General features: G+C 61.7%; 14 protein-coding genes. 8 read left to right on the forward strand and 6 right to left on the reverse strand.

What is annotated here, in order from left to right:
* Positions 1-51: 51 nt before the first annotated feature.
* Together gatB and IV89_RS07205 are read right to left on the reverse strand one after the other, a co-directional pair.
* Positions 52-1563 (reverse strand): Asp-tRNA(Asn)/Glu-tRNA(Gln) amidotransferase subunit GatB, encoded by a 1512-nt coding sequence (gene gatB / locus IV89_RS07200; RefSeq protein WP_037944502.1) that lies wholly within the window; start codon positions 1561-1563, stop codon positions 52-54.
* Between the two features lie 123 nt (positions 1564-1686).
* Positions 1687-3000: a hypothetical protein gene (locus IV89_RS07205; protein ID WP_037944501.1), complete on the reverse strand. Its 1314-nt coding sequence runs from the start codon at positions 2998-3000 to the stop codon at positions 1687-1689.
* Positions 3001-3207: 207 nt separating this feature from the next.
* On the opposite strand from IV89_RS07205, the gene IV89_RS07210 reads away from it, so the two are divergent.
* The gene (locus tag IV89_RS07210; protein WP_037944499.1) at positions 3208-4050 is read left to right on the forward strand and encodes a transglycosylase SLT domain-containing protein; all 843 of its coding nucleotides are present in this window, start codon (positions 3208-3210) and stop codon (positions 4048-4050) included.
* A 32-nt stretch (positions 4051-4082) separates the two neighbouring features.
* On the opposite strand, the gene IV89_RS07215 is transcribed toward IV89_RS07210, so the two are convergent.
* Both IV89_RS07215 and pepN read right to left on the reverse strand, forming a co-directional pair.
* Complete coding sequence (locus IV89_RS07215) at positions 4083-4541, reverse strand: hypothetical protein (RefSeq protein ID WP_235183791.1); 459 nt, start codon at positions 4539-4541, stop codon at positions 4083-4085.
* Entirely contained in the window at positions 4538-7090 is a 2553-nt protein-coding gene (gene pepN, locus IV89_RS07220; protein ID WP_037944498.1) for an aminopeptidase N, read from the reverse strand. Before pepN ends, IV89_RS07215 begins: the two co-directional genes overlap by 4 nt.
* Before the next feature lie 116 nt (positions 7091-7206).
* Here pepN and IV89_RS07225 point away from each other — a divergent pair, with 116 nt between their 5' ends.
* From IV89_RS07225 to IV89_RS07245, 5 genes are all read left to right on the forward strand, one after another.
* Entirely contained in the window at positions 7207-7503 is a 297-nt protein-coding gene (locus IV89_RS07225; RefSeq protein ID WP_037944497.1) for a hypothetical protein, read from the forward strand.
* Positions 7504-7613: 110 nt separating this feature from the next.
* On the forward strand, positions 7614-7772 hold the full coding sequence (locus tag IV89_RS07230; protein ID WP_081858794.1) for a DUF2256 domain-containing protein: 159 nt from the start codon (positions 7614-7616) through the stop codon (positions 7770-7772).
* Between the two features lie 106 nt (positions 7773-7878).
* Positions 7879-10020 carry a malate synthase G gene (locus IV89_RS07235; protein ID WP_037944496.1) on the forward strand — a complete coding sequence of 714 codons (2142 nt, stop codon included), beginning with the start codon at positions 7879-7881 and terminating at the stop codon, positions 10018-10020.
* Between the two features lie 85 nt (positions 10021-10105).
* Positions 10106-10531 (forward strand): heme-binding protein, encoded by a 426-nt coding sequence (locus IV89_RS07240; RefSeq protein WP_037944495.1) that lies wholly within the window; start codon positions 10106-10108, stop codon positions 10529-10531.
* A gap of 74 nt (positions 10532-10605) precedes the next feature.
* Positions 10606-11382 carry a gamma-glutamyl-gamma-aminobutyrate hydrolase family protein gene (locus IV89_RS07245; RefSeq protein WP_005854066.1) on the forward strand — a complete coding sequence of 259 codons (777 nt, stop codon included), beginning with the start codon at positions 10606-10608 and terminating at the stop codon, positions 11380-11382.
* A 4-nt stretch (positions 11383-11386) separates the two neighbouring features.
* Here IV89_RS07245 and IV89_RS07250 read toward each other — a convergent pair whose 3' ends face one another.
* Entirely contained in the window at positions 11387-11605 is a 219-nt protein-coding gene (locus IV89_RS07250) for a hypothetical protein (protein ID WP_037944494.1), read from the reverse strand.
* Between the two features lie 49 nt (positions 11606-11654).
* Positions 11655-12407, reverse strand: coding sequence for an SDR family oxidoreductase (locus tag IV89_RS07255; RefSeq protein WP_005854063.1), 753 nt, complete (start codon positions 12405-12407; stop codon positions 11655-11657).
* 246 nt (positions 12408-12653) lie between these two features.
* Between IV89_RS07255 and IV89_RS07260 the strand changes: the two genes are divergently transcribed.
* Positions 12654-14228, forward strand: a complete 1575-nt coding sequence (locus IV89_RS07260; RefSeq protein WP_037944493.1) for a Re/Si-specific NAD(P)(+) transhydrogenase subunit alpha — start codon at positions 12654-12656, stop codon at positions 14226-14228.
* 13 nt (positions 14229-14241) lie between these two features.
* Positions 14242-15675: an NAD(P)(+) transhydrogenase (Re/Si-specific) subunit beta gene (locus tag IV89_RS07265; protein ID WP_037944491.1), complete on the forward strand. Its 1434-nt coding sequence runs from the start codon at positions 14242-14244 to the stop codon at positions 15673-15675.
* Positions 15676-15716: the final 41 nt, after the last annotated feature.

The raw sequence follows: 15716 nt of genomic DNA on the forward strand, positions 1-15716 counted from the left end.
GGAGCGTGGCAAGAAAAGGGCCGGGGTTTTGGTGAACCCCGGCCCGATGTCTTAGCCGTTCAGTTTTTGCGCGACGATCTGATTGACCGCTTTGGGGTTCGCCTTGCCGCCCGTGGCCTTCATCGTCTGACCGACGAACCAACCGGCGAGCTTTGGGTTCTCGCGCGCCTTGGCGACCTGATCGGGGTTCGCGGCGATGATCTCGTCCACGGCGGCCTCGATCGCGCTGGTGTCTGTGACCTGCTTCATCCCGCGCTCTTCAACGATCACCGCAGGATCGCCGCCTTCGGTATAGACGATTTCAAACAAATCCTTGGCGATCTTGCCCGAAATCGCGTCAGAGGCGATCAGATCAATCACACCACCAAGCTGAGCAGGGCTGACAGGGCTGTCGGTGATGACTTTCTCGTCTTTCTTGAGACGGCCAAACAGTTCGTTAATCACCCAGTTCGCCGCCATCTTGCCGTCGCGACCCTGTGCGGTCGCCTCGAAATAGCCTGCGCTGTCCAGATCCGAGGTCAGCACCGAAGCGTCATAGTCGCTTAGGCCGAAGTCGTTGATGAAACGCGCTTTCTTGGCGTCAGGCAATTCGGGCAGGTTGGCACCGATGTCGTCCACCCACGCCTGTTCGATCACCAAAGGCAACAGATCGGGGTCGGGGAAATAGCGATAGTCATGCGCTTCTTCCTTGGAGCGCATGGAGCGGGTTTCCTGCTTGTCCGGATCGAACAGGCGGGTTTCCTGCACCACTTCGCCACCGGCCTCGACGATGGCAATCTGGCGTTTCGCCTCGACCTCGATCGCTTGCTGGATGAACCGCATGGAGTTCATGTTCTTGATCTCGCAGCGCGTGCCCAGATGGCTGAAATCCTGCGTTTCCTGATATTTTTCATATTGACCGGGCAGGCAGATCGACACGTTCACATCCGCGCGCATGGCACCGGATTGCATGTCGCCGTTGCACGTCCCCAGATAGCGCAGGATCTGGCGCAGTTTGGTCAGATAGGCGGCTGCCTCTTCGGGGCCGCGGATGTCGGGGCGGCTCACGATCTCCATCAGCGCAACACCGGTGCGGTTCAGGTCGACGAAGGACATGTTCGGGTCCATGTCGTGGATCGATTTGCCCGCATCCTGTTCAAGGTGGATGCGTTCAACGCGCACCAGCCGCGCGGTGCCGTCGCCGAGTTCCACCAGCACTTCACCTTCGCCCACAATGGGGTGGTAGAGCTGCGATATCTGATAGCCCTGTGGCAGGTCGGGGTAGAAATAGTTCTTGCGGTCAAAGGCGCTGTGCAGGTTGATCTCGGCCTTCAGGCCCAGACCCGTGCGCACGGCCTGTTCGACGCAATATTCGTTGATGGTGGGCAGCATGCCGGGCATGGCCGCGTCAACGAAAGCGACGTTATTGTTCGGCTCAGCCCCGAATTTGGTCGAGGCGGCGGAAAAGAGCTTTGCGTTCGACAGAACCTGCGCGTGCACCTCCATCCCGATGACCAGTTCCCAGTCATGTTTGGCACCCGCAATGGTGCGCACTTTGGGGGTGTCATAGGTCAGGTCAAGCATGGGGGCACCTTTGGCGTCAGAAACAGAACGCCTTGGTCATAAGACAGGGGGCGGGGTGCTGCAAGAGGCAGGCCGCGCCAATGCGCGCACGGACCGGCCAAGAGGTGCTGCCCAAAGGCGATCTTAGGCGGGCGTGGCCTGTGGCCCCTTGCTGGTGAACACGATCCGCTGCCCCGAGGCGAGCTCGGACCGGAACAGGCTGGTCATCACCTGCATCGCATCCTCGCGGCCCGACGCGGCGAATTTATGCGGCGACCGGATGCGCAGGTTGTTGTCAAAGCCGTGGGCGGCATGTGCCCAAATCATCGGATGCAATTCTGTCAGATGTGCACGGATGATCCATTCGGTGCAGGCACCGATACGGGCGCGAATGCTGTCGGCGCGTTCGTTTCCGCCGCCGCCAAAGCTGGTCATATTGGCGCAATAGGCCGCCAGCAGGTTCGCGAAATAGGCGGTGGAGTGATGCGCAAGGATGTCGCGCAAGCCGTCGATGAAATAGTCAACGTCCAGATTGGCACAGGCCGTATCATCAGAGCAGATCGCGTCAAACATCACCCAGGTATAGCCACCGGCCCCCCAGACATTCTGTACCCGCGCAGCGGTGCGTCGGGCTTCAAGCTCAAGCTCTGAATAGCCGCCGTGATGGCGCGGCAGCAGGTGGTTGCCCAAGGCGCGCATGGGGCGCGGGTTCAGCGGGTTGAGCATGATCAGCTTTTCGTAGCTTTCGCGCAGCCCGCCTTGGTGGTTGAACGGCCCGCTCGCATGGGCGCAGCAGGTGGCCGCGACAAGCGCGCTGGTGGGATGCTGGGCAATGAAGGGGGCGATGATCTCTCCGGCGCGTTCGAAGTGGGCGATGCAGGCGTCGCGGTTGCGTTGCGGCAGCACGTTGCTTTCGCCTTTGCCGCGCCACGCCCAGCCGATGTCGATATGGGCCTGTGCCACGACGCAAGCGACAACGTAATCGTCTTGGTGCTCGTCCAGCACATGTTCGAAATCCTCGATCCCGCTCAGCAAGGCTTTGGCAAAGCCGCTGTCCACGTCCTCGATCGCGTGCTCTGTCGCCATGACCACATCGGCACGGGCACCATAGGCGATCAGCTCGGCCACAGGCATGGACCCGGGGGTGAGCGTGCGATCAGCGTCTGCCGCGCGGATCACCTTTGACAGCGCCGCCCAGTTCTCCTGCCGCACCAAGCCTTGGCCCAACTGGTGGTTTTCATCGCAAAGACGGTCCTCGGCAGTGGGATCAGGGCAGTCGATGCTGAGCATTTCATGAGGCGAAGGCGGTACAGCATCAGGGCGCGGCACGGCGGTTTGCGCGGTTTTCTGAGGCTGCGGGCGGGGTTCTTGCTTGCGCGGCGTTTGGCCAAGATCATCAGAATCCAACAGCAGCGTCGGAACGCTTTTGCGTTTGAATAAATTCTTGAGGTGCCGCATCGTTTGTCCAGTCCTATATGAACCCGTCTTCTGCCACTGAAAATGGCGGGATATTTAGGCACCAAGATGGCATCGCGATGGTTAGTCTGGGATTTGCCAAGCGTCTGAACGCGGCTTTAAGGCTGAATAATGCCTGATTGTTCAAAGACCGGCGACGATGGCGCGGAACACGCTATGTTGTGCGCGAATACGACTGGGGGAGTAGGAATGTCAGCAAAGATAACAGCACGCCGCAGCGGCATGCGGCGCGGTGGTCTGGGGCGGGTGATTCTCGCGCCGGTGATGGTCGCGCTACTGTCCGGTGGCGTGGCGCTGCCGTTGGCGGCCGAGACGGTGAATGTCCTGCGCCCGGTGGCCCGCAGCGCGGTGCCTGATCCTGACACCACGCCGCCGACCGCCGCCGCGCCGATCGAACCCGCGCCCGCAGTGCCCGGAGATGGTGGCACAGCGGGCCCCGACCTTGCGACCGCGGCACCGATCAATCTTTACGAGGTCTCGCCGCCTGCGCGCAACGGGGTGATCCCGCGCACAAGGTGGCAGCACCGTCGCGGGCACGCGGTCTGGACGCGCACGGCGCTGTCCGCGCTCAAGTCCCACGGCAAGCCTCTGGTTGATATGGTGCCCGCCGACATCGACGACTGGTGCCCGGCCTATCCCACTGCCTCGGACGCGGACCGCAGGGCGTTCTGGGTCGGGTTCATGTCGGCGCTGGCGAAACATGAGAGTACTTATAAGGCCCGCGCGGTCGGGGGGGGCGGTCTGTGGTACGGGTTGCTTCAGATCCTGCCTGCCACCGCGCGCGGCTATGGCTGCAACGTCGGCACGGGCGCGGGGTTGCAGAACGGGGCCGCGAACCTGAGCTGTGCGGTGCGGATCATGGCGGTCACCGTGCCCCGTGACGGGGTGATCTATGGTCGCGGCGGGCGCGGTGTGGCGGCGGACTGGGGCCCGTTACGCAGCCCTGCGAAACGTCGGGACATGTCGCGCTGGCTGAAGCAGCAAGCCTATTGCAAACCACTGGATGCGACGCGCCCCAAGCCGCGCCCCTGAACGTGACCCTGAACGCGCCGCCCGTGGCCGGCCTAGCCGCGCAGGCTAAAGTGGTGCCGCTGCGTGGGGACGCCAGCGGCGTGCAGCGCGTGCTCGAACGGGCGGTGCGGGGGCATGGTATCGGGGGGAACACGCAACCGCTGCCCCGAGCGCAGCTTGACTGTGGCGCGTACAGAGAGGTCCAGCCGCGTATCAAGGCGGATGTGGTCGATTGTGTCGAGCGGGATCGTGACCTTATCCTTGCCCCGCTGCCAGAGCAGCGCTTGCGTGGTGAGGCTCAGGCTGGCGATGGGGTTTGTCGTAAGATCCCATAGCGCGGGCAGGGTGAAGAGGGCGACGATCGCCAGTATCACCGGGGACGCCTCAATCACGACATAGGCAGTGACCAGCGCCAGCCAGACAGCCGCGACCACCAAAGCCGTCCAAAGGCTGCGCCCCGCACGCCGGTAGCGGAAGGTGCCCCCGCGGCGGGACACCTTCGGCGGCATCATGCACCGCGGATACGTGTCAGCATTTCGGTCGTGTCACGCGACAGGCCGGGTTGCGACAGGATGCGGTCCAGCTCTGCCTTGATCATGTCCTGACGGTCAGCGTCATAGCGTTTCCATGTCTGGAAGGCCGAACACATCCGCGCTGTGGTCTGCGGGTTCACCGGATCAAGCTGGATCAGCCAATCGGCAAGCAGACGATAGCCCGCCCCCGAAGCATGGTGGAAGCCCGCGTGATGCGCAGCAAAGGCCCCCAGCACAGCACGGAAGCGGTTGGGGTTCTTCCAGTTGAAGTCCGGGTGTTTGGTCAGCGTCTCGACCACCTCGTGGGCGTCCTCGGGGTCGGCTTCCATCACCTGCAGGCCGAACCATTTGTCCATGACCAGACGGTCCGCTTTCCACTGCGCCTCGAAGGCCTCCACAGCCTTGTTGCCGCGACCGGCGCGGACCAGATTGGCCAGCGCGGAAAGCTGCTGGGTCATATTGTCGGCCGCGTCATATTGCTCTTGCGCGAGCACGCCGTCGTCATTGCGCGTCAGCAGTGACAGGGCGGCATTGGACAGGGCGCGCTTGCCCGCCTGTTTCGCGTTTGGCTCGAACGGGGTGTCGACGGTGTGACGGCGATAAAGCGTCGGCAACAGATCGGCAAAGGCGTCGGCCATCGCGGCGCGGGTCGCCTCGGTCGCGGCATAGATGATGTCGGGGTCGGGGGTGTCGCCTGCCTCTGACAGCGCGCGCGCCAGATCGGATTGCGACGGCAGCCCCAGCATCAGCGCGCGATACGCCGGATCAAGGGTTTCATCCCCGATTACCGCACGGATACCGGCCAGCCAATCCTTGTTCGGGGCCTTGCCCTCGCGGATCATCGCCAGCAGCGAGCCATAGGCCAGCATGCGCCCCTGTTCCCAACGGTTGAACGGATCGGTGTCATGAGCCAGTAGATGCGCGCGGTCTGCGTCCGACAGGTCTTGGGTCAGCACCACCGGCGCGGAAAAGCCGCGCAGCACGGATGCCACAGGCCGCGTCCCCAGATCGTCAAAGACAAAGCTTTGTTCGGCCTGCGTCATTTCCAGAACCGTGGTCTCGTGCACCTCGTCCCCGTCCTGACCGATCAGCCCGACAGCGATCGGCAGCACATAGGGCTGCGGGTCGGCGGTGGCCGCGCTGGCGGGTGTGTGCTGCTTGAAATGCAACGTCAATGTGCCGTGGTCCCAGCTTTCGGTGACCGATAGCTGCGGCGTGCCCGCTTGGGAATACCAGCGCTTGAACTGCCCCAGATCGCGGCCTGTGGTATCCTCGAACACCTGTAGCCAGTCTTCGATGGTACAAGCCTGCCCGTCGTGGCGATCGAAATAGAGGTCAAGCGCTTTTGAATACGCCTCGTCCCCGACCAGCAGCTTGAGCATGCCAATCACCTCGGCCCCTTTTTCATAGACCGTGGCGGTGTAGAAGTTGTTGATTTCCTGAAAGCTCTCGGGGCGCACGGGGTGGGCCAGCGGGCCTTGGTCCTCGGGGAATTGACGGGCGCGCAGGTCGATCACGTCACCGATCCGCTTCACCGCGGCAGAGCGCATGTCAGAGGTAAACTGGCTGTCGCGATAGACCGTCAGCCCTTCCTTCAGGCACAGCTGAAACCAATCACGGCAGGTGATGCGGTTGCCGGTCCAGTTGTGGAAATACTCATGCGCGATAATCGCCTCGATCCGTTCAAAGTTCATATCGGTCGAGGTTTCAGGCGACGCGAGAACGGCGGAGGAGTTGAAGATGTTCAGCCCCTTATTCTCCATCGCGCCCATGTTGAAGTCATCCACGGCAACGATGTTGAACAGATCAAGATCGTATTCACGGCCATAAACGTCCTCGTCCCATTTCATACTGTCTTTCAGCGCCTGCATGCCAAAGGCGCATTTGCCTTCGTCACCGGGGCGCACATAGAGGTTCAGGTCGACCTTGCGGCCTGATTTCGTGGTGAAGCTGCCGGGGTGTGCGACCAGATCGCCCGCGACCAGAGCAAACAGGTAGGCAGGCTTGGGCCAGGGATCATGCCATTCGGCGGTATCCTTGCCGCTGCTGACGGGGTTGCCGTTGGACAGCAATACCGGATGCGGGCCGTTGATGGTCACGGTAAACACCGCCATTACATCGGGGCGGTCGGGATAATAGGTGATCTTGCGAAAGCCTTCCGCCTCGCATTGGGTGCAATACATGCCGTTCGACATATAAAGCCCCTCAAGCGCGGTGTTGCCCATCGGGTCGATCTCTACCTCCGCTTCCCAGACGAAGGGCGCGTCCGGCACGTCGCAAGTGAGCCCCTGGGGCGTCACCTCGGGCGAGACGGGCGTGCCATCAATCGCGGCCGAGACGAGCGATAGGTTCTCCCCGTGCAGAAAGAACGTCTTGTCGCTTGCATCGGGGTTAGGGCGAAAGGAGATACGGCTTTTGACGCGGGTCTTGCGCGGGTCCAGATCGAAATGCAGCGCGACATCGTCGATGATAAAGCCATAAGGCGTGTAGTCGGCCAGATATATCGTCTGGGGGGCAGCGTCGCGCATGTTTTTTCCTTCTGTTTGGAACCAGATGTCCAGCGCTCAAGTTAGTCTTGCAACACGGCACCTGCAAGGTCGCCACCCGAGAAGATCAACTTTCACCGAACCCATCGGAGGGCATCATGTCTGCACCCGACACAAATATCGACAAGCAAGAGAAACAGCACAAACCCGCGCTGCTTGGCGTCAAAGGCGCGATGATTTTCGGCATCGTGATCGTCGCCATTCTTGGCTTCATCCTGATCGACAACGGTCGCGAAGACCGTCAACCCGCTGCCGAAGAAGGCACGCAGGCCATCACCACTGACAGCACCGTCCCCGCGGTGACCGAGGAAGACACAAGCGGCGCAACACAGGCTGACGATACCAACGCAGCGCCTGTTGATCCCGTCGCTCCGGGGACAAACGAAAGCAACTGAGTTTTATAAGCGCTTTTAACGATTGAAGATTTAATGATTTGGACGGCAGACCTTGGCGACAAGGCCTGCCGTTTTTTATGATGATAGGGATTATCCGGGGGTAAGGCGCAATGGCGAAAATGCGCAAGAAAGCAGATCTGCCGACCAAGATATGCCAAAGCTGCGGGCTGCCCTTTAGCTGGCGGCGCAAATGGGCGCGCGATTGGGAGGCGGTGAAATACTGCTCTGACCGATGCCGTAGGGCGCGGGGGGCCGCGAGCGCCCAGTAGGGGCTGCATTGGTAAGATGTTTTTACCAATACATGTTGCTCCACGGGGGGATACCTTCTAAGTCTTGTCGCAAAGCAAATTCCACGCCAGCGACAGGAGCTATGAGATGACACAGCGTACCGACAAGAACGGCCTTCAGGTTGCCGCCGAACTGGTTGAGTTTATCGAGGGTGCAGCACTGCCCGGCACCGGCATCGATGCGGGAACGTTCTGGGCGGGGCTCAGCGATCTGGTACATGACCTTGGCCCCAAGAACCGCGCGCTGTTGCAGACCCGCGAAGACATGCAGGCCAAGATCGACAGCTGGCACAAAGAACGGGCCGGCCAGCCTCATGATGCGGACGCCTACACAAGCTTTCTGCGCGAGATCGGGTATCTTGTGCCCGAAGGCCCCGCGTTCGAGATTGACACAAAAGGCGTCGACCCTGAAATCGCACAGGTGCCCGGCCCGCAGTTGGTGGTGCCGATCACCAACGCCCGCTTTGCCCTGAACGCCGCCAATGCGCGGTGGGGCAGCCTGTATGACGCCTATTACGGTACCGACGCTTTGGGCGATCTGCCGCAGGGCAAGGGATACGATGCGGACCGTGGTGCACGGGTCGTGGCGCGGGCCAAGGCGTTTCTGGATGACGCGGCGCCGCTGGCGTCAGGCAGTCACGCGGACGTAACGGGGTATGCCGTGGTTGACGGCGCGCTGATCCCTGCGTTGAAAGATCGGGCGCAGTTTGTCGGCTACCGTGGGGACGCAGCCGCGCCCGAGGCGATCTTGCTGCGCAACAACGGGCTGCACATCGAAATCCGGATCGACGCCGCGCATAACATCGGCAAGACCGATCCGGCAGGCGTGGCGGATGTGCTGCTGGAATCCGCGATGTCCACGATCATGGATTGCGAAGACAGCGTCGCCGCCGTGGACGCCGAGGACAAGGTCGTGGCCTATGGTAACTGGTTGGGGCTGATGAAAGGCGATCTGTCGGAAACCTTCGAGAAGGGCGGCCAGCAGGTCACGCGCGAGATGCACGGGGATCGCGACTATACCGCGCCAGACGGCAGCGCGCTGACGATCAAGGGACGGTCGCTGATGCTGGTGCGCAATGTCGGCCACCTGATGACCAACCCTGCCATTCTGGACCGCGACGGGCGCGAGATTGGCGAAGGGCTGATGGATGCCATGGTCACCACGCTGATCGCCATGCACGATCTGCAAAAGACCGGGGGCCTGCGCAACTCGGTCGCGGGATCGGTCTATGTGGTTAAGCCCAAGATGCACGGGCCCGAGGAAGTGGCCTTTGCCGATGAGATATTTACCCGCGTGGAAACCGTGCTGGGTCTGCCTACCAATACGGTCAAGCTGGGCATCATGGATGAAGAGCGCCGCACCTCGGTCAACCTCGCGGAGTGTATCCGCGCGGCCAAATCGCGCGTGGCCTTTATCAACACCGGCTTCCTTGATCGTACCGGCGACGAGATCCACACCTCTATGGAGGCAGGGCCGATGGTGCCCAAGGGCGAGATGAAAAACGCCCCCTGGATCAGCGCCTATGAGGATCGCAACGTTGATATCGGTCTGGCCTGCGGCCTGCAGGGACGTGCCCAGATCGGCAAGGGCATGTGGGCCATGCCCGATATGATGGAGGCAATGCTGGAGGCCAAGATCGGTCACCCCAAGGCGGGTGCGAACTGCGCTTGGGTGCCATCGCCCACGGCCGCCACACTGCACGCGATGCACTACCACAAAATCGACGTGCTGGCGCGTCAGGACGAGATCAAACAGGGCGGGGCCCGTGGCACACTGGCCGATTTGCTGACCATTCCGGTCCTGGACGGGCGGAACCTGTCGGACGCGGATATCGCGCAGGAGGTTGAGAACAACGCCCAAGGCATCCTTGGCTATGTTGTGCGATGGGTCGATCAGGGTGTTGGGTGCTCGAAGGTGCCGGACATCCATGACGTCGGCCTGATGGAAGACCGCGCGACCTGCCGCATCTCGGCTCAGGCGCTGGCGAACTGGCTGCACCACGGGGTGATCTCGGAAGAGCAGGTCACGGCGGCTCTCAAGAAGATGGCCGCTGTCGTGGACCGGCAGAATGCGGGCGATCCGCTGTACCAGCCTATGGCACCGGGTTTTGACGGCATCGCCTTTCAAGCGGCCAGCGATCTGGTGCTGAAAGGGCGCGTGCAGCCTTCGGGCTATACCGAGCCTGTCCTGCATGCCCGCCGGTTGGAGCTGAAAGCCGCGCAGGGCTGAGTTTGAAGTTTCGGAAAGGGCGAGGGGCCAGCCCCTCGCGCTCCCCGGAGTTTAGTTGGCAAAATGAAGGAATAGTGAGGATAGCATGGCAGTCACATTAGAGCAGGCGCGGACGATGATCGCCGAGACGTTCAAGAAGGGGCATGAGCTGGGGCTGAAGCCCTTGTCGGCAGTGGTGCTTGATGCGGGCGGCCACGTGCAAGCCTTCGAGCGGGAAGACGGTGCCGCACCGGGGCGTTTCGGGATCGCCCACGGCAAGGCCTATGGTGCGGTGATGCTGGGGATGGCAGGGCGCGCGCAGATGGCGCGGGCCGAACAGCAGGCCTATTTCATGGCGGCAGTGAACGGTGTGTACGGCGGGGCGGTGGTGCCTGTGCCCGGCGGCTTGCTGCTGCGCGATGACGCCGGCGCGGTGATTGGCGCGCTGGGCGTGACGGGGGATACCTCGGACAACGACGTCAAGGCAGCGCTGGCAGGGATCGAAGCAGCAGGGCTGAAAGGCGAGGAATAACGCCCGCTTTGGGGTGTTGAGGTCGGATTGAGGACGCGGTAGGCTTTGAGCGAAATCAAACTCTGAGGCTGAATATGGCGCGTCCTGTTGTTGGTATTGTCGGAAACACCAGCCTGTTGAACGATCAATATCCGATCCATGCCGCCGGCACGATGAACACCATCGCGGTGGCGCAGGTGTCTGGCTGTTTGCCCCTGATCATCCCGAGCGACCCGTCGCTTGTGTCGGTGGAAGAGCTGTTGGAGACCTGCGACGGCTTTTTGCTGACCGGCGGGCGGCCCAATGTGCACCCCGAGGAATACGGCGAACCCGCGACCGAGGCGCATGGTACCTTTGACCGTGCGCGCGACGCTATCGCCCTGGGGCTGGTGCGCGCCTGCGTTGAACGCGGGCAGCCGTTCTTTGGTGTCTGCCGGGGGTTCCAAGAGGTGAATGTCGCCATGGGTGGCACGCTTTACCCCGAAATCCGTGAGCTACCCGGCCGTATGAACCACCGCATGCCCCCCGATGGCACGATGGAGCAGAAGTTCGAGCTGCGCCACGACGTGACCTTTACCCAAGGGGGCGTCTTCCACGAGGTCTTGGGGGCCCCGAAGGTGCGGACGAATACCTTGCACGGGCAGGGGATCAAGGCGGCGGGCCCGCGTGTGGTGATCGACGGTTTTGCCGAAGACGGCACGCCAGAGGCGATATATATCAAGGATGCGCCGGGGTTTACCCTTGCCGTGCAGTGGCACCCAGAATGGGACGCGGGCAATGATCCGGTGTCGCGTCCCCTGTTCGAACGCTTTGGTGCGGCGGCGCAGGCCTGGGCGGACAGCAAGCATCAGCGCATGTTGAAATCCGCCTGACAGGTTACCCCGACAGCGTGATGCGCGGCACATGCAAGGGGCCAGTTCTTGCAAGGTAGCGGGCGGTCAGCGTGTCGATCTTCTGCCAGAGGAAATCCGGCGGCGCGGCAGGTCTTGGCTGCGGCGCGCGTGGTTTGCCCGCGTGCTGGCGGTGCCGTTTGCGGCAGCTTTGAAAAGCGACGGCGCTTGGGGGCGGGGCTATCGGGTATGTGATCTTGTGCATGGGGCGACCTTAGCCGCCCCAAAGTTAACAAATCATGACCGGTGGGCGATTACATCTCGCCGCCGGTGACCTGGATGCATTGGCCGTTGATGCTTTGCGACCCCGGACCGGTCAGCCATGCGGCCGCGGCTGTGACCTCGGACACCTCGATCAGACGCTTGTGCGGGTTAGAGTTGACCATGATCGCGCGCGCTTTTTCTTCCGAGATACCAGCACGTTCCGAGATCGACGCCGTATTGCGCGACACGATGGGCGTGTCGACATAGCCGGGGCAGATCGCGTTGAACGTATAGGGTTGCCCCAGATAATCCGCCGCCAGCGATTTGACCAAACCGATCATCCCGTGTTTCGACGCCGAATAGGCCGCAGCCCCGGGCAGCCCCTTCAGGCCCGCCATCGAAGAGATCGCGATGACGCGGCCCCAGTCGGTATCGCGCATGGTTTTCAGCGATTCGCGGATGGTTAGAAAGGCACCGTCGAGATTGGTCGACATCATGTTGCGCCAGAATTCCATGTCGGTCTTATGCACGGCCTTGCCCTCGGCGATGCCGGCGTTGGGGATGCAGATCTGGATCGGACCGTGGGCTTTGACGGCGGCGGCGATCTTGGCGACCACGTCTTCCTCGCTGCGCACGTCCATTGCCATGCCGGTCATGTTATCGCCTGCGACCTCGTCCAGCACCTCTTGGCGGCGGCCAGTGATGGTCACATGTGCGCCCCGTGCGGCCAGATCGCGCGCGATGTCCAGCCCGATGCCGGTGCCGCCGCCCGTGATCAGCGCGTGTTTTCCCTGTAGGTCCATTCTGCTCTCCCTTATGAAATGGATCATCATGAGGGGCATGCTGTCGGCAGCAGGGGGCAGGTGCAAGGGCGCGCGGGTTTTCACGCAACGTCGTAAACCTAAAAATCGGGCTGTTAGCGCTATTGACGCTGCAAAACGCTGTTCTAATTATGTCCGTCTCTTGTACTATAGGAACCCAAGCGCTATCGCTCTGGGTAATATTATTGCGCCACACTGGGCGTAGAAGCACAAACGGGGGACTCTGGATTGAAGATCGGGACGCCAAAAGAAACATTTGAAGGGGAAAATCGCGTTGCGATGACTCCGGAATCAGCGCTGCAGCTGCAAAAGCTTGGTCATAGCTGTATGATCGAAGCTGGCGCAGGCGAGGCGGCTGGTTTTTCCAACGATAAGTATGTCGAAGCCGGGGTAGAGGTGATCGACACGGCGGCCGAGCTTTGGGAGACGGCGGATGTCGTGGCCAAGGTCCGCGTCCCCAACACCGAAGAAATGGCGATGCTGCGGTCCGACCAGACGCTGATCTCTTTCTTCAGCCCTGTGGCTGATGAGGCCAAGATGAAAGAGGCGGCCGAGAAAGGCACCACTGTCGTCGCGATGGAGATGATCCCCCGGATCAGCCGCGCGCAGAAAATGGATGCGCTGTCGTCCATGGCTAACATCGCGGGCTACCGTGCGGTGATCGAGGCAGGCAACAACTTTGGCCGCTTCTTTACCGGCCAGATCACGGCGGCGGGCAAGGTGCCTCCGGCGAAGGTTCTGGTTGTCGGTGCCGGTGTTGCCGGTCTGGCCGCGATCGGCACGTCCACATCCCTTGGCGCGATCACGCTGGCCTTTGACGTGCGTCCAGAAGTGGCCGAACAGGTTGAATCGATGGGGGCCGAGTTTGTCTACCTCGATTTCGAGGAAGAGCAGCAGGACGGCTCTGCCTCCGGTGGCTATGCCTCTGTTTCCTCGCCTGAATTCCGCGAGGCGCAGCTGGCCAAGTTCCGCGAGCTGGCCCCCGAGGTCGATATCGTCATCACCACCGCTCTGATCCCCAACCGCGAAGCGCCTGAGCTGTGGACCGAAGATATGGTCGCAGCGATGAAGCCCGGTTCGGTGATCGTCGATCTGGCGGCGGAAAAGGGTGGCAACTGCAAGCTGACCAAGATGGACGAGAAAATCGTGACCGAGAATGGCGTGACCATCATCGGCTACACCGATTTCCCCAGCCGGATGGCAACGCAGGCCTCGACGCTTTATGCGACCAATATCCGTCACCTGATGACCGATCTGACGCCGGAAAAAGACGGTGTGGTCAACCACAACATGGAAGACGACGTGATCCGTGGGGCGACCATCACCCATGACAAGGAAGTCACCTTCCCACCGCCGCCACCGAAAGTGGCAGCGATTGCGGCGGCTCCGAAGAAAGACAAGCCGAAAGAGCTGACAGCGGAAGAGAAACGCGCAAACGAAGTGGCCGCGTTCAAGGCACAAACCCGCAATCAGGTCGGCCTGCTGGCCATCGGTGGCGTGCTGCTGTTGGCGGTGGGTCTGGTCGCGCCGGCCAGCTTTATGCAGCACTTTATCGTATTCGTGCTGTCCGTGTTTATCGGCTTCCAGGTGATCTGGGGTGTGGCGCACAGCCTGCACACACCGCTGATGGCTGTGACCAATGCGATTTCGTCGATCATCATTCTGGGGGCGGTCATGCAGATCGGGTCCGGGTCGTTCTTGGTGATTATTCTGGCCGCGCTGTCGGTCTTTATGTGCGGGATCAACATCTTTGGTGGCTTCCTCGTGACACGGCGCATGCTTGCCATGTTCCAAAAATCGTAAAGGGTTCAGGTAAATGGATTTTGGTTTTACAACAGCGGCTTACGTAGTCGCCGCCATCCTCTTCATCCTCAGCCTTGGCGGGCTGTCGGGTCAGGAAAGCGCCAAGCGCGCGGTATGGTACGGGATCGTGGGCATGGCTTTGGCCGTGGCTGCGACATTGATCGGGCCGGGGGCCGGCTTCTGGCTGCTGTCGCTGATCCTGATCGCGGGTGGCGGTGCCATCGGCTATCAACTGGCGACAAAAGTGCAGATGACGCAGATGCCCGAACTGGTTGCCGCGATGCACAGCCTTGTGGGTCTGGCGGCGGTCTTCGTCGGCTATAACGCGCATATCGAACTGGGCAACGTGCTGGCGATGGATGACACCGCCCGCAAAGCGACCGAAGGGTTCGCAGCGCTGCTGGCCAAGAAAGACAGCGTCGAGATCGCGATCCTGCGGGTCGAACTGTTCCTTGGTGTGTTCATCGGTGCCATCACCTTTACCGGGTCGGTCATCGCCTATGGTAAGCTGGCGGGGCGCGTAGATACGTCGGCGACAAAACTGCCCGGCGGTCACATCCTGAACGCCGCGGCGGCTGGCTTGTCGCTGCTGTGTCTGGTCTGGTACTTCAACACCGGTGGCTTCCTGCCGCTGTTCATCATGACCCTGGCGGCGCTGTTCATCGGCTACCACCTGATCATGGGTATCGGCGGCGCGGATATGCCCGTGGTTGTGTCGATGCTGAACAGCTACTCTGGCTGGGCTGCGGCGGCGATTGGTTTCAGCCTTGGCAACGATCTTCTGATCGTCGTGGGGGCGCTGGTCGGCTCGTCTGGTGCGATCCTATCCTACATCATGTGTAAGGCGATGAACCGGTCGTTCGTCAGCGTGATCCTCGGCGGTTTCGGCGGGACATCCGGTCCGCAGATGGAGGTCGAGGGCGAGCAGGTTGCGATCGACACTGACGGTGTTGCCACCATGCTGAACGAGGCCGACAGCGTCATCATCATCCCCGGTTACGGCATGGCGGTCGCGCAGGCGCAGCAAGCGGTAAGCGAGCTGGTCAAGAAGCTGCGGGCCAAAGGCAAGAACGTGCGTTTCGCCATTCACCCCGTTGCGGGGCGTCTGCCGGGTCACATGAACGTGCTGCTGGCCGAGGCCAAAGTGCCCTACGACATCGTGATGGAGATGGACGAGATCAACGATGATTTCCCGTCAACCGACGTGGCGATCGTGATCGGGTCCAATGACATCGTGAACCCTGCCGCACAGGACGACCCCAACAGCCCCATCGCCGGTATGCCGGTTCTGGAATGCTGGAAGGCAAAGAACGTAATCGTGTCCAAACGCGGGCAGGGGACAGGCTATTCCGGCATCGAGAACCCGCTGTTCTTCAAGGACAACACGCGGATGCTTTACGGCGACGCCAAGGCGAGCCTCGACAAGCTGCTGCCGCTGATCGACTGATCACGCGACAGGCGACAAACCAAGGGGCGGTGCAGCAATGC

Origin of the sequence: Sulfitobacter sp. CB2047, assembly GCF_000735125.2 — a bacterium.
In the GTDB taxonomy this organism is placed as follows: Bacteria; Pseudomonadota; Alphaproteobacteria; order Rhodobacterales; family Rhodobacteraceae; genus Sulfitobacter; species Sulfitobacter pontiacus.

Coding starts and splice junctions, on each gene's coding strand:
- IV89_RS07205 (WP_037944501.1), bottom strand. CDS start 3,000: ATGCGGCACCTCAAGAATTTATTCAAACGCAAAAGCGTTCCGACGCTG.
- IV89_RS07245 (WP_005854066.1), top strand. CDS start 10,606: ATGGCGCGTCCTGTTGTTGGTATTGTCGGAAACACCAGCCTGTTGAAC.
- IV89_RS07210 (WP_037944499.1), top strand. CDS start 3,208: ATGTCAGCAAAGATAACAGCACGCCGCAGCGGCATGCGGCGCGGTGGT.
- gatB (WP_037944502.1), bottom strand. CDS start 1,563: ATGCTTGACCTGACCTATGACACCCCCAAAGTGCGCACCATTGCGGGT.
- IV89_RS07215 (WP_235183791.1), bottom strand. CDS start 4,541: ATGATGCCGCCGAAGGTGTCCCGCCGCGGGGGCACCTTCCGCTACCGG.
- IV89_RS07250 (WP_037944494.1), bottom strand. CDS start 11,605: ATGCACAAGATCACATACCCGATAGCCCCGCCCCCAAGCGCCGTCGCT.
- IV89_RS07240 (WP_037944495.1), top strand. CDS start 10,106: ATGGCAGTCACATTAGAGCAGGCGCGGACGATGATCGCCGAGACGTTC.
- IV89_RS07235 (WP_037944496.1), top strand. CDS start 7,879: ATGACACAGCGTACCGACAAGAACGGCCTTCAGGTTGCCGCCGAACTG.
- IV89_RS07230 (WP_081858794.1), top strand. CDS start 7,614: ATGGCGAAAATGCGCAAGAAAGCAGATCTGCCGACCAAGATATGCCAA.
- IV89_RS07225 (WP_037944497.1), top strand. CDS start 7,207: ATGTCTGCACCCGACACAAATATCGACAAGCAAGAGAAACAGCACAAA.
- pepN (WP_037944498.1), bottom strand. CDS start 7,090: ATGCGCGACGCTGCCCCCCAGACGATATATCTGGCCGACTACACGCCT.
- IV89_RS07265 (WP_037944491.1), top strand. CDS start 14,242: ATGGATTTTGGTTTTACAACAGCGGCTTACGTAGTCGCCGCCATCCTC.
- IV89_RS07255 (WP_005854063.1), bottom strand. CDS start 12,407: ATGGACCTACAGGGAAAACACGCGCTGATCACGGGCGGCGGCACCGGC.